This window comes from Gelidibacter sp. (assembly GCF_053579655.1).
Genome location: NZ_JBMDWE010000012.1, coordinates 43,446 through 56,306, shown reverse-complemented (window position 1 = coordinate 56,306; position 12,861 = coordinate 43,446). Strand labels below are relative to the sequence as shown.

The following is a 12,861-nucleotide window of genomic DNA, read 5'->3' as shown; positions in this document are numbered from 1 at the left end:
GATTTGACAAAATGTTTAACCCAACTATTTTTAATAATTAAAAAAATAACTTTATGAACAAAACAGATTTAATCAATGGAATGGCTGAAAATGCTGGCATTACGAAAGCAGCAGCTAAAAAAGCATTGGATTCTTTATTAAATGATATCGAAAGCTCTTTACAAAAAGGTAACAGAGTTTCTTTAGTAGGATTCGGATCTTGGTCAGTTTCTAACAGATCAGCAAGAGAAGGAAGAAACCCACAAACGGGAAAAACTATTCAAATCGAAGCTAAAAACGTAGTAAAGTTTAAAGCTGGTTCAGATTTAAGCAACGCAGTAAACTAATATCATATTAGATATATTAAAGAATCCACTCGCTAGGGTGGATTTTTTTTGTGTCCTTTTTTAACAAAAAAATTGCTTTTTCAAATAATATGTTTTAGCTTTAATTTCAAAATCATGACTTATGATTACAATTAAGCCCAAAAAAGGACATCTTTTAATAGCTGAACCTTCCATTATCGACGATACTTCTTTTAACCGTTCTGTTATTTTATTGGCAGATCATTCAGATGAGGGCTCTATAGGTTTTATATTGAATAAACCTTTAAAATATACCTTAAAGGATTTAGTGCCACATACTAAAGCGTCCTTCAAAGTCTATAACGGAGGTCCTGTTGAACAGGACAATCTTTATTTTATACATAAGGTTCCCGATTTAATCCCTGAAAGCATTGAGATTTCATTGGGCATTTATTGGGGAGGAAATTTCGATATCGCTTTGGCCCTGATCAATAGTGGTGAGATAAAAGCTTGTGATATTCGTTTTTTCCTTGGGTATTCGGGATGGGAACCGACTCAACTGGATACTGAACTCGAAACAAACTCTTGGATTGTCACTGAAAACATCTATAAAAAATCCATCATCGAAAAAAAAGACAGCAGTTTCTGGAAAGAAAAAATGCTCGAATTAGGTGGCGAATACAGCATCTGGTCCAATGCACCAGAAAATCCAAGCTACAATTAAGAAAGTCTTATTTTAATATTCAGCTTTTCCAAAATCAATTTTGACACGTCTGCTGTATATTCCTTTTTCCTATACTTGGTTATCGGTTGAATGCCAACGATGATATTCGTTATAAATAATTCATCGGCTTTTTGAAGTTCAAAGGGAGAAATCGGAGCCTCCTCTAAGACATATCCTTCAAGTTTCTCTACAAGTTCCATAATTTGTTTTCTCATAATGCCTTTAAGACAGCCTTCCGATAAAGGCGGCGTTTTAATCACGCGGTCCTTCACCAAAAACAGATTTCCATTTAATGCTTCAACAACTGTTTTATCCGTATTTAATAAAAAGCAGTTGTGAAAATTATTTTCCTTGGCGAAAATACTTCCCAACACATTAATACTTTTATTATTCGTCTTCAAAGTTGACAATAATCCAGGAGCCACATAAAAATCCTTGAACAATTCAACTGTATAAGAATCTTGGCTTAATACATAAAAATCAGAAGCCAATCTTTCGGTTACCATATTATAACCAATAGTGTTAGTTGAAGGCGTATACTTTCCTTCGGCCTCGCGATGCACATTAATACGTACCCTCGCCGAAGCGGCCATCAGTGCATTGGCTTCAACCGTCTTTAAAATTTCACTTTCAAGAAATTCCATGGTAAAATTCATTGGGATTTCCATGCGTAAAATGCGCATAGAGGACATTAACCTAAAATAATGATCTTCCCAAAATAGCACCTTTCCGTGCACCACCTTTAGGGTTTCAAACAGTGCATCGCCATAGGTATAGCCCCTGTTTTCCAATGATAATAAATTTGAAGAAGTATCGTGAAGGGTTCCGTTAAAATTAACCATAAAAAAAAGTCTCGAAGTTTTTAAAAAATCGAGACAAATATACTATTTTAAAAAGAGTCCGCCTAAGCAGATCCTAAAACCTGTTTCAAATCTGAAATTTGATTTTCCCAAAGCATCTTAGCTTCATCGACCTCATCCTCCTCAATAAAATCAGTAACGATAATAGATACGTCTTTGGTAATTTCATCCACTTGGATTCTGATCTCAAAATAATAGGAATCCCCTTCTTCTTCATCTGCTAACCATCTGAATTTAATACGTTCGTCGCTTTTTTTACTCAATAGTTTAGCCTTCTCTTCACTGTCATTCCAGATAAACGTAAACATTTCGCCACGAGAGTTTACGTTATCAGCAAACCACTCTGAAAGGCCAGAAGGTGTCGATATATATTGATATAAAAGCTGAGGAGATGAATGAATGGGAAATTCCATCTCAATTTTAATTTTGTCTTCCATAAAATTTTTTGTTAGCGTGGTCAATATATAATTAATTGTTTAGTTTAAAGACAAATTGCTTGAAAATAATTTAATCTAGATTTTATTGGGATTAATGCTTGCAGACATAGAATTTGTTTTTATATTTGCAGCCTTAAATAAATGCAGGAAGCTACGGATTGAAAAATCTTATAATTCCTGATAAAATTAAGAATGGCGAGGTAGCTCAGTTGGTTACCTGCCCGTCCCGAAAAGGCACGTTCGGGCGGGGAGCGTCGGATTTAAAATCCAGAGGCTTTCATAAAAAACATAATGGCGAGGTAGCTCAGTTGGTTAGAGCGTCGGATTCATAACCCGGAGGTCAGGGGATCGTGCCCCCTTCTCGCTACTTGATAATAAGGCAGTTACATTGATTTGTAACTGCCTTTTTTATTGTAGGTACAACGGATCAAGTCAAAAAATTGGATCAAGTCAAAAAGTTGTGGGATTTTAATCAATCTAAGACAAAATTTGTCGACTTTCTAAAACGAAAATAAAAAGATTCATTTAATACCGCTCACAAAAAAGTGCGGCAAACATAATTTACCGCACTTCACAGTATAATCAATAAATTACTTGGATTCTTCTTCCGCCGCCTCAACATTCACCTCTGATTCAGCAATTTGAGTCAATTTTTTATCAGCTGCTTTTTCTTCCTTCAAGGTTTCTTCCAATAATTGAGCTGCTTTTGTCAAGCCAAGTGTTACTGCAAACTGACGAAGGGTACCATAAGATGCAATTTCATAATGCTCAACTTTCTGCCCTGCGGAAATAATGCCGGCGTCACGCATTGGTCCTTCCTCACATTCTTCCATTATTTCTTCGGCTTCTTTAACTAATCCGGCCATTGCTTCACATTTTATAGCAGTGGCTTTTTTGCCGATTACTTCAAAGACTTCCTCCACCCGACTAACTTGATGTACTGTTTCCGCCAAGTGACTTTCTAAAGCAGCAATTAACTTTTCTGAGGTTGCGTTTTTAATCATCTTGGGAATCGCCTTGGTCAAAGCTTTTTCGGCCCAATAAATGTCTTTTAATTCATCTACAAATAATTTCATGAGTTGAGATGATTTCATTGTTGTTGAGGAACTCTTTTTTGATGTTCCTTTTGAACTGGTCTTGCTAGCTTTGCTGTCTGCAGTCCCTTTTGATTTTGTGTTCGCCATTTTGTTCAATTTTAAAGATTAGAAATTCATGATATTCTTTCATAATAGTTTTAAGAATCACCTGTTTTAGAGAATTTACTTAACTTATAAATTCTCGAATTAAAAAATAGAGGAAAACCGTAAAATAGGATTTCTTTAAAATTAGATAATTACTCAAACGAAGTTTTCCCTACTACAATGAAAGAGGTGTTTAATTTTCTCGTAACTAACTCATTAGGGAAAGAGAGCTTAGAAAATAAAACATTTTGATTTATTCTTCTAAATTTAGTTTGATTACTTCCTAAAAATTGACTCGATTGCAAAAAAAAGTAAGACAAATAATAATTTTCATCTAACCGAACCCTTTAGTTTTCCAAACCTTAATGATTTTTAAGATAAAACTGATCGGCACATTTAAATTTCAATAATTCATCATAGGTTATTGGCTTGGCAATACCAGCTAACGGATTCGGTCGCAATGAATAAGGACATACCCAAGTTTGTGAATAGGCGTTTCGAAGATAGGCGACAAAAACTTTGCCGTCCCTTTGGTTTATTCGGACCGCAGTTGTAAATATGGAGGGATAAAGCCTTTCCAATTCCTGAGCCGTTGCTTTCAATTGTAGCTTAATTTCATCAAAGGTTTTAGATCAGCGTATGTTGTACCACACATGAAAACCATGCTGACTTGTGGTCATTAATAAAGGTTTTATATTCTTTTTTCTTGAAAATGCACCCTTTTACCATTTCAAAAGAATTTTATGCCGGATCCAGACCAAATACGACTTTGTCAGGTTTGTTTATGTCATCGATTTTGGACAACCAGGGATGGAAACCGACAGTCCCTTGATTTGCCAAATAGATGAGGGCCTTTTTTGTATTACAGACAATTTGTGTATTTTCCTCTTCTTCAGTTGTCACCTGATTATTTTTTTATAAAATCAGGATAATAGTCAGACCATTTTTTTTGACCCTTTGGATTCAATGCCATCAGGAAATCGGTTAAGGCTCAGTATTCTGTTTTTCTGATAGAGCAACATTTTTTCTGCCACTTCGCTATAATAACTGATCATTTCGATTTTTGTGATTTTTGGACTTTGGAAAAATCACTTTATCTGGATGGGTTATTTCTATTCCGTCAATTTTCATAAAAATCTATGTAAGTCTTTTTATTAATTTGATAATTCTTTTAGGACAGATTCAGGGTTTTTATCCTCTCTCATTCCCAACAGTAGTGGTTGAAGCAATGTGTTAGCTTGAACAAAAAAAATCCCGCGATAGGCAGGATTTTTTTCTATTCTTATCAATCTGATTTAAATTAATCAAATTTCATACTATCAAAAAACTTATTGACTTGCTCCTTAGTTTGGCCAGTCTTTTTTTGGATACGACCTTTTAACTCATCTTCTTTTCCTTCTTCATAAGTTAAATCATCATCAGTGAGGTCGGCTCATTGTTGTTTGATTTTTCCTTTGGCAATATTCCAATTACCTTTTAATTTATCTCCTGTAGAACTCATAATGTTATTTTGTTTTAAGGTTAAACTTAGTTGTGTTTCTGTTGAAATTAAAGATACATTAATCTGCTCCTAAATAAGTCAAAATCAAGTTAAGATGCTGTTAAATAAAGGCTAATGATCGCGGGGAAGGGCCAAATTTCAGGAGTTATGACTCTAAATAATATATTTCAAAATTTCCTACTACACCATATAAATTTAAAACTCAGCTATTAAATCAGATAATTTTTTAGCTCTTCCTTGCATGGCGCATCGATAAAACTTAGTAATAAAAGAAGGCTAGTAATGCGATTTCAACTCTCTTCAAGGGATACTGTATTATATAAAATAAGTGTGAAGATTTTTAGAACCCAATTTTGTGGTAAGAGATCATTTCCCCTAAAACATCTTGTCTAAATATATTTTTAGCTTTATCTAAAAATATATTTGTTAATTCGTGTATAATGTTTAGTTTTGCCTAAAATGATAAATAAATGAGAATTAAAAGTTACCTATTGGGAAGTTTGTTTATACTTCCACTATTATTTTCTTGTGAGATCCTTGGTCCACAAGAGCCTGAAGAATATGAATTACTCGATGGCCCGGTCGAAGATTTAACCATGGCTGAGGCCAAGCGTTTTATTAAGGGAGATGTCGCATTCAACGACCAAATTTTTAACGTGGAAACAGGTTTGGGTCCGATTTTTACGGGAACCAGTTGTGTGAGCTGTCATGCTGGCGACGGAAAAGGGCATCCTTTCGTGAAATTTACCCGATTTGGACAATCCTTTCCAGGCGTTAATGAATATTTAGCACAAGGAGGACCTCAACTTCAAAACCGTGCTATTCCAGGTTATGCACCTGAAACCTTGCCATCGGGAGCACCACATACTGAGTTGATCGCTCCGATTGTTACTGGTTTAGGATTTCTGGATGCGGTTAGAGATCAAGATCTTATCGAGATGTCCGATCCCGACGATTTGGATGGCGACGGTATTCGTGGACGCGTCCATTGGAACACCCGACCAGATTATGTGAAGGATCGTCCAGAAACCATTAGTGTGGACGGGAAATATATTTCGCGTTTTGGAAAAAAAGGTAAAATGTACGATCTCTTACATCAAACTGCAGATGCCTATAATCAAGACATTGGAATCACCTCCTATTTTGAGCCTTATGATACCTATAGTGGCGACAAACTACAGCCGGAAATAGACCGACAAACCATCAGTGATGTCGTTTTTTACCTAAAAACTTTGAAAGCACCAATTCCTAGAAACCAAAACAATCCAGACGTCATGGCGGGAAAAGCCTTGTTCGGCGATATTCAGTGTGCAGCTTGCCACAAGCCGACCTTAAAAACGGGGTATTCGCCAATTGAGGCTCTTTCTTTCAAGGAATTTCATCCCTACACCGATTTGTTATTACATGATATGGGCCCAGATTTGGACGATGGTTATACGGAAGGATACGCCTATTCTTACGAATGGAAAACACCAGCCTTATGGGGCATTGGATTATCAAAATATTCTCAAGGTGGTCAGTACTTTTTACTTCACGACGGAAGAGCCAGAAGCATTGAAGAAGCGATTTTATATCACGGTGGAGAAGCTGAAAACTCTAAAAACAAATATCTAGGCTTAAGTCAAAAAGAAAAGGACCAAGTCATAAAATTCATTGAATCCTTATAAAACAACACTTATGGATCGGAAAAAATTCTTAAAAACCTGTGGAATAGGCTTGGTAGGCCTTCCCTTTGCCGCTGCGCTCTTGACGTCTTGCGAAAGTATCTATTATGCCACCAGCAGTATTAAAAAAAATACTCTTATGGTGCCGCTTTCTGAGTTTGAGATTCCCAAAAAGAATACCATGACCTATAGGAGTTTTGTTTTAGTCAAAACTTCAAAGGAAGATTTTCCTATCTGCCTTTATAAAACGGGTGACAGCGAATACAAAGCCTCGCTAATGAGATGTACGCATCGCGGTTGTGAGCTCAATGTGGGCGGTGGCATTTACACATGCCCATGTCATGGCAGTGAGTTCGATACCAAAGGTGGCGTTTTAGAAGGCCCAGCCGATCAAGATTTAAAAACATTCAAAACAACCATTCAAAATGAAACTATTTACATTGAACTCTCTTAAAAACATTCTCCTAGTTCTCGGCCTACTCTACTTTGGTTCCGTCATGGGGCAAGAAGAGAACACCAAAAAGGATAAAAAAGACGAGGGTCTTGAATTAAATATGGATGCGGTATTTAATAGACCCACCCTAAGCTTTGACAAAGTCCCTGTAACACTCGGCGGCTATCTGGAAGCTAATACAATACACAGAATTGAGGAAGGCATTACGGATGGCCTATCTTTTCAAGCGCGAAGATTAACGATATTTATGGCCGCCTCCATTTCGGAACGCATTAAGTTTTTAACCGAAATAGAATTCGAAGATGGTGGTAAGGAAGTGGCGATTGAGTTTGCGGCTTTAGATGTGGCATTTCATCCCCTGTTCAACTTTAGAGGAGGGATTGTCATGAATCCAATTGGTGCTTTTAACGAAAGCCATGACGGCCCAAAATGGGAATTTGTCGAACGTCCCGATGTGGCAGTTAATATGTTGGGAGCTACCCTATCCAATACTGGCTTTGGAATGTACGGAAAAACCTATTCTGGGAATTGGATTTTTGGCTATGAGGCGTATTTGACCAACGGATTTAGTAGCCGAATCATTTCCAACGAAGAGGATAAAACCTATTTGCCAGCGCACAAGAATGGCGAAAATCTCTTTGAGGATAACTTTAGCGGAAAAGCGATGTTTTCTGGAAAGCTGGCCATAAAAAATAGAAAGATTGGAGAAATAGGTATTTCTTATATGGGAGGTACTTACAACAAGTTTGAAGATGCAGGCGAAGAAGTGGAAGACCAAGCGAAACTAGACGTTTTCGCCATCGATTGGAACACCACGATCAAGGCTACCGGCACTTATATTGTTGGAGAAGCCGCTTGGATTTGGGCGGAAACACCAGATACTTATACCCAACAATACGGAAATAAACAGCGCGGTATTTTTATGGATATCGTTCAACCCGTTTATAAAAACAAAATTTTTGAATGGGAAGATGCCACGTTCAATTTTGCAGCCCGATTTGATTATGTGGACTGGAACGTGGGACGATTTGCAGAAACCGATACCAAAATTGGCGATCAAATTCTTGCCGTTACTCCTGGAATCAGCTTTAGGCCTACTCCTAAAACGGTGTTTAGGATCAACTACCGTTATGAATGGAAAATCGATATCCTGAACAATCCTGCTGAAAGAGCCGCTACTTGGTATATGGGATTCAGTAGTTATTTTTGATCCACCGCCTCCTGAACATGCCCTAAATAACACGACATTTATTATAAAACCTATGGATTCCCCAAACTTTAGGTTTTTTTGATTTTTCGTGCATTTGACATCTTAATTGGACTATTTAATTTCCTTCAGAAATCCGAGTACTCCGTGTAATCAATGTAATCCGTGTAATCCGCCTGTCCTTTCATAACATTTCACACGGTAATTGTAAAGCCGGGAAGGTCCGTGTAAAAAATCTTTAGAAATTAAGACGAAATCCAAGTAATCAAATCCACCAAAGATTGACTTTCAATACCAATGAGAAGTCAATATTCAAGTGCAACGGAAAAAATTAAAAAGTGTTCAATACATATAATTATATTTAAGGTTGAACTGAATATCTATTAATTTCTCAAAAACAGGTCCCGCTATTTTCAGGATGAGGTTGTCGCATTATTTTTTCGCATGTAAACAAGTCGATAACAATTCTGGCCACCATACTGTGCGTTTTAGGTTCAAAGTCCTCTATTTATATTCACACTTTTTGTGGCGCGAAAACAGAACGAATCACAGGTAGGATATTTTCTACAAGAAAAACTACAATCTGTAAATCAACAGCTTATCGCATTTGTCCGAAAAGAAGTACATAAAAATTTCAAGCTTTATTTTAACAGAAATAAGTCCTTCGGAGTCTTTCATATGACTATCTTTAGAATCATCTCCGCTTAGTATTTAATGCGTTTCCCCTTAAACAATTCCTTTTAAATCTTATAAAAACTTCCGATCATGGCAAATCTATCCCTCAAAAAGTCGACGGCATCCAAAAGAACGAATCTTCGTTCGAAAAGTTTAAAAACCAAAAAACCTAAAGCCTCCACCAAGCTTACCAGTTCCATTTTGATGCTCACCACTTTCCCGCCTCGCCAATGTGGCATTGCAGCCTATTCCAAAGACTTGGTAAATCATATCCATAAAGCGTATGGAAGTTCCTGTTCAATTGAGATATGTGCCTTACATAACAATCAACAGCCTCTAAAGTCTTCTGAAAACTACACCTACAGCCTAAATACCGATCTTCCCGAGAGTTATCAGGATTTATCCTCAAGAATAAACATTGATGAGTCTATTGAACTTGTCATGATTCAACATGAATTTGGATTGTTCAATGGCTGTTCGGATACGTTTATTGAATTCTTACAATCTTTACATAAGCCTTTGATTGTAGCCTTACATACGGTCCTTCCAAATCCGGACCAAACCATGCTGAAACATGTCGCCGCCATTGTGTCTTCAGCAAAATGTGTTACGGTCATGACAAAATCATCAAAATCCTTGCTCATAGATTCTTATGGTATATTGCCATCAAAAATTAAAGTCATTACCCACGGCACCCATTTAATAAAACACCGAAGTCAAGAAAAATTAAAATCAAAGTATGGATTGGACGGAAAAACGGTTTTGTCAACTTTTGGACTTTTAGGACCTGGCAAAAGCATAGAAACCACGTTAGATGCGCTTCCTGAAATCGTTAAGGACTATCCGGACGTCATGTTTTTGATCATGGGATCAACCCATCCGACGCTGGTCAATAACGAAGGAGAAACCTATCGCAACTTCTTAACAAAAAAAATAAAGGATTTAAAATTAGAGCAGCATGTCAAATTTATCAACGAGTTTTTACCTTTAAACGCCTTATTGGAATATCTTCAACTTACCGACATTTATCTGTTTACTTCCATGAATCCCAATCAAGCGGTAAGTGGCACATTTGCTTACGCCATGAGCTGCGGCTGTCCAATCATCTCCACACCAATTCCACATGCCAAAGAATTCTTAACAGAAAATAAAGGGCTGTTATTCGATTTTGGAAATAGTAAAAAGTTGGCCAAACAGTTAAAAGTTCTTTTGAACGATCCACAATACAGAAAAATATTAGGACTTAACGCACTTCATTCTTCTGTAGCTACCTCATGGGAAAATTCAGCATTGGCCCATGGACAAATGTTTCAGGAATTCGCTTCCAACATTAAGCTAAAATATCAAAAACCTGAAATAAAACTGGAGCATTTACTTAAGATGACCACTCCGGTTGGAATAATTCAGTTTTCAAAATTAAATCAACCCGATATTACCTCTGGTTACACACTGGATGATAATGCAAGAGCGTTAATCGTGATTTGTGAATACTATAAGCTTACCGGGAATGAAAGCCTGATCCCGTCCCTCATTATATATTTTCGTTTTGTCCTAAATTGTTTACGCTATGATGGCGGTTTTTTAAATTATGTTAATGAACATAAGGAATTTACCAAACAAAATGAAAGCGTAAATCTTGAAGACTCTAATGGACGCGGTATCTGGGCGCTCGGTCACTTGCTAGAAATTGAAGATCTTCTTCCGGTAAAGTATGCCTATATTTTTCACAGGGCCAAAGAATGCTTGGATGAATTCCTTCCCAATGCCATCCATTTTAATTCGCCTAGAGCCATGGCTTTTATTATTAAAGGGCTGACGAAATCAGGATTGGCCCAACAAGACTCATTTTATTATTCCACTGTGGTCAAATTGGGTACTAAACTGCTTAAAATGTACAAACATGAATCACAAGGTCAATGGAAATGGTTTGAATCTTATTTCACTTATGGAAATAGCGTATTGCCAGAAGCGATGCTGGATGTTTATAGTGTGACAAAGATTGAAGACTATAATGTCATCGCTTATGAATCATTCAACTTTTTGCTTCAGCATTTATTTGTAAAGGATGAATTTAAAGTCATTTCAAACCAAACGTGGTTTGCGAAGGGCGATGCGATCGAAAATTGCTCTCTGGGCGGTCAGCAACCGATTGATGTTGCCTACACCATATTGGCCCTTAAAAAGTTTCATGACATTTATCCAAAAGAAGGTTATAAAGACAAAATGGAATTGGCTTTTAGTTGGTTTATGGGCAATAACCATCTCAATCAAATCATCTATAACCCTTGTACTACAGGGTGTCATGACGGATTGGAGCTCGAAAACGTCAATTTGAATCAGGGCTCAGAATCCACGGTCAGCTATTTAATGGCGCGAATGGCATTTGAAAAATCCTTTTAAAAGACGGTTTCAACTTCGTTCATGGACTGTTTCAATTTTTTTAAAAGCACGGCGAGTTCAACGGTAGCATAAGCGGACGAATAATCGGATACAGCATAAGGAATGATAAGATGATCATTATGGATAATACCTCCACAAGAATAGACCACATTGGGTACATAGCCCTCACGTTCCTCCTTGCGAGGTGACAATAGCGGTCTTTTTAAACGGCCAATAACCTTGGTAGGATCATCTAAATCGAGTAAAGACGCACCAATACAATACGTTCTCATCGGGCCAACTCCATGGGTCAAAATAAGCCAACCGTCCTCAGTATAAATTGGAGAGCCACAATTTCCTATCTGGGTAAGATCCCAAGGAAACTTTGGTTCTTCTAATAAAATGGGGTTATTCCACAAAGTTATCCGGTCTGAAAACATGATATAATTGTTATAACCATCCACTCTGGCGAGCATCGCATATTTGCCTTTGATTTTTCTTGGGAACAAGGCGAAATTTTTATTTTGTACCGCATTGCCATGCATTGGCATAATTCTAAAATTTAAAAAATCGCAGGTACTTAATAATTTCGGAATAATGGTATGTCCATTAAATGCAGTATAAGTCGCATAAATCATCTCCTTCCCATCATCATCCTGAAATCTTACAAACCGCGCATCTTCAATACCTCTACTTTCGGCAGGAGAATTAGGAAAAATGACACGTTCCGAAATATCGCTTACCTCATCAAACTGCAAATCATAATAAGAATCGACCAACCAAGTCATTTCAGTCAATGCCACTCTTTTTGTTTCTTCGATGTTTTCATCCAATAACAGATCGTGAAGTGCATGTTTGAGAGCATAATATTCAAAGTGATCTGGCAAAGGATCCATAATTTCAGAAATATAATTGTTAGGAATTTTTATCTCATGCATTTTTTCCACAAACCGACCTTTATCATAGGACATCTTAGCGCCGACTTTAGGCAAATCGAGATGGTTTTTAACCTTTAGGATGTTTAGATTATTGTCTTTATCCAAAATGCCTCTTCTAAAAACAATGGAGGACAAATGCCCTTCCCCTGTGGCCCTAAAAGATATGATGACCCGTTTTTCTCCTTCTTTGAGAAACGATTGGTCAAAATCCTCAACAATGGAGGGATTAAAAAGTGCAGCAGATTCAAGAGAATACTCCATGGTACTGTAGGCCCCAATTAACATCTTTTGATTTTCTGTCAAACCATCAAAGTCTATTCCCATGTGATTGATCAACTCTTTAAAATTACCACAGTGTAAAAGAAATATTTTCTTCAGGTTACGATGCCTTCCCTTAAAATCTATAAGCGTTTTTGACAATTGTCTGGCCACTTTCTCATCAGAAAAATCCATGATTCTTGAAATCAATAGTTTTGTACGTTCATCACCCATATCAAAAAAACGTGTTACTACTCGTTTAATATCCGGCATAAACTTCAAACTGTTTCGTTGCACTT

At 37.0% G+C, this 12,861-nt stretch carries 13 protein-coding genes and 1 tRNA gene; 7 read left to right on the top strand and 7 right to left on the bottom strand.

The window, feature by feature from the left end:
* The first annotated feature begins 53 nt into the window (after nucleotides 1-53).
* Together ACOH2D_RS08045 and ACOH2D_RS08040 are read left to right on the top strand one after the other, a co-directional pair.
* Complete coding sequence (locus ACOH2D_RS08045; RefSeq protein WP_348035699.1) at nucleotides 54-326, top strand: HU family DNA-binding protein; 273 nt, start codon at nucleotides 54-56, stop codon at nucleotides 324-326.
* Between the two features lie 121 nt (nucleotides 327-447).
* A complete protein-coding gene (locus ACOH2D_RS08040; RefSeq protein ID WP_449534912.1) occupies nucleotides 448-1,008 on the top strand; it encodes a YqgE/AlgH family protein in 561 nt (186 codons plus the stop codon).
* On the opposite strand, the gene ACOH2D_RS08035 is transcribed toward ACOH2D_RS08040, so the two are convergent.
* Nucleotides 1,005-1,850, bottom strand: coding sequence for an aminotransferase class IV (locus ACOH2D_RS08035; protein ID WP_449534911.1), 846 nt, complete (start codon nucleotides 1,848-1,850; stop codon nucleotides 1,005-1,007). The genes ACOH2D_RS08040 and ACOH2D_RS08035 overlap by 4 nt on opposite strands.
* Before the next feature lie 62 nt (nucleotides 1,851-1,912).
* A complete protein-coding gene (locus tag ACOH2D_RS08030; RefSeq protein ID WP_348035702.1) occupies nucleotides 1,913-2,305 on the bottom strand; it encodes an START-like domain-containing protein in 393 nt (130 codons plus the stop codon).
* 293 nt (nucleotides 2,306-2,598) lie between these two features.
* Here ACOH2D_RS08030 and ACOH2D_RS08025 point away from each other — a divergent pair.
* A tRNA-Met gene (locus ACOH2D_RS08025) sits at nucleotides 2,599-2,672 on the top strand.
* Nucleotides 2,673-2,895: 223 nt separating this feature from the next.
* Here ACOH2D_RS08025 and ACOH2D_RS08020 read toward each other — a convergent pair.
* The 4 genes from ACOH2D_RS08020 to ligD (ACOH2D_RS08005) all read right to left on the bottom strand — a co-directional run bounded on the left by ACOH2D_RS08020 (nucleotide 2,896) and on the right by ligD (ACOH2D_RS08005) (nucleotide 4,541).
* Nucleotides 2,896-3,489: a YciE/YciF ferroxidase family protein gene (locus ACOH2D_RS08020; RefSeq protein ID WP_348035703.1), complete on the bottom strand. Its 594-nt coding sequence runs from the start codon at nucleotides 3,487-3,489 to the stop codon at nucleotides 2,896-2,898.
* A 359-nt stretch (nucleotides 3,490-3,848) separates the two neighbouring features.
* Nucleotides 3,849-4,100: a non-homologous end-joining DNA ligase LigD gene (ligD, locus tag ACOH2D_RS08015; RefSeq protein ID WP_348035640.1), complete on the bottom strand. Its 252-nt coding sequence runs from the start codon at nucleotides 4,098-4,100 to the stop codon at nucleotides 3,849-3,851.
* Between the two features lie 127 nt (nucleotides 4,101-4,227).
* Complete coding sequence (gene ligD, locus ACOH2D_RS08010; protein WP_449534910.1) at nucleotides 4,228-4,389, bottom strand: non-homologous end-joining DNA ligase LigD; 162 nt, start codon at nucleotides 4,387-4,389, stop codon at nucleotides 4,228-4,230.
* A 32-nt stretch (nucleotides 4,390-4,421) separates the two neighbouring features.
* Complete coding sequence (gene ligD / locus ACOH2D_RS08005; RefSeq protein ID WP_449534909.1) at nucleotides 4,422-4,541, bottom strand: non-homologous end-joining DNA ligase LigD; 120 nt, start codon at nucleotides 4,539-4,541, stop codon at nucleotides 4,422-4,424.
* Nucleotides 4,542-5,457: 916 nt separating this feature from the next.
* Between ligD (ACOH2D_RS08005) and ACOH2D_RS08000 the strand changes: the two genes are divergently transcribed.
* From ACOH2D_RS08000 to ACOH2D_RS07985, 4 genes are all read left to right on the top strand, one after another.
* Nucleotides 5,458-6,654 carry a di-heme oxidoredictase family protein gene (locus ACOH2D_RS08000; RefSeq protein WP_449534908.1) on the top strand — a complete coding sequence of 399 codons (1,197 nt, stop codon included), beginning with the start codon at nucleotides 5,458-5,460 and terminating at the stop codon, nucleotides 6,652-6,654.
* 10 nt (nucleotides 6,655-6,664) lie between these two features.
* Entirely contained in the window at nucleotides 6,665-7,105 is a 441-nt protein-coding gene (locus ACOH2D_RS07995) for a QcrA and Rieske domain-containing protein (protein ID WP_449534907.1), read from the top strand.
* A complete protein-coding gene (locus tag ACOH2D_RS07990) occupies nucleotides 7,077-8,315 on the top strand; it encodes a hypothetical protein (RefSeq protein ID WP_348035633.1) in 1,239 nt (412 codons plus the stop codon). Before ACOH2D_RS07995 ends, ACOH2D_RS07990 begins: the two co-directional genes overlap by 29 nt.
* Nucleotides 8,316-9,077: 762 nt before the next feature.
* Nucleotides 9,078-11,387, top strand: a complete 2,310-nt coding sequence (locus tag ACOH2D_RS07985; RefSeq protein WP_348035631.1) for a glycosyltransferase — start codon at nucleotides 9,078-9,080, stop codon at nucleotides 11,385-11,387.
* Here ACOH2D_RS07985 and ACOH2D_RS07980 read toward each other — a convergent pair.
* Nucleotides 11,384-12,835 carry a glycoside hydrolase family 130 protein gene (locus tag ACOH2D_RS07980; protein ID WP_348035629.1) on the bottom strand — a complete coding sequence of 484 codons (1,452 nt, stop codon included), beginning with the start codon at nucleotides 12,833-12,835 and terminating at the stop codon, nucleotides 11,384-11,386. The genes ACOH2D_RS07985 and ACOH2D_RS07980 overlap by 4 nt on opposite strands.
* Nucleotides 12,836-12,861 lie beyond the last annotated feature (26 nt).

Excerpts from the sequence above, each read along its gene's own strand:
- ACOH2D_RS08045 (WP_348035699.1), top strand. The coding sequence starts at position 54 with ATGAACAAAACAGATTTAATCAATGGAATGGCTGAAAATGCTGGCATT.
- ACOH2D_RS08040 (WP_449534912.1), top strand. The coding sequence starts at position 448 with ATGATTACAATTAAGCCCAAAAAAGGACATCTTTTAATAGCTGAACCT.
- ACOH2D_RS08035 (WP_449534911.1), bottom strand. The coding sequence starts at position 1,850 with ATGGTTAATTTTAACGGAACCCTTCACGATACTTCTTCAAATTTATTA.
- ACOH2D_RS08030 (WP_348035702.1), bottom strand. The coding sequence starts at position 2,305 with ATGGAAGACAAAATTAAAATTGAGATGGAATTTCCCATTCATTCATCT.
- ACOH2D_RS08020 (WP_348035703.1), bottom strand. The coding sequence starts at position 3,489 with ATGGCGAACACAAAATCAAAAGGGACTGCAGACAGCAAAGCTAGCAAG.
- ligD (WP_449534909.1), bottom strand. The coding sequence starts at position 4,541 with ATGATCAGTTATTATAGCGAAGTGGCAGAAAAAATGTTGCTCTATCAG.
- ACOH2D_RS08000 (WP_449534908.1), top strand. The coding sequence starts at position 5,458 with ATGAGAATTAAAAGTTACCTATTGGGAAGTTTGTTTATACTTCCACTA.
- ACOH2D_RS07995 (WP_449534907.1), top strand. The coding sequence starts at position 6,665 with ATGGATCGGAAAAAATTCTTAAAAACCTGTGGAATAGGCTTGGTAGGC.
- ACOH2D_RS07990 (WP_348035633.1), top strand. The coding sequence starts at position 7,077 with ATGAAACTATTTACATTGAACTCTCTTAAAAACATTCTCCTAGTTCTC.
- ACOH2D_RS07985 (WP_348035631.1), top strand. The coding sequence starts at position 9,078 with ATGGCAAATCTATCCCTCAAAAAGTCGACGGCATCCAAAAGAACGAAT.
- ACOH2D_RS07980 (WP_348035629.1), bottom strand. The coding sequence starts at position 12,835 with ATGCCGGATATTAAACGAGTAGTAACACGTTTTTTTGATATGGGTGAT.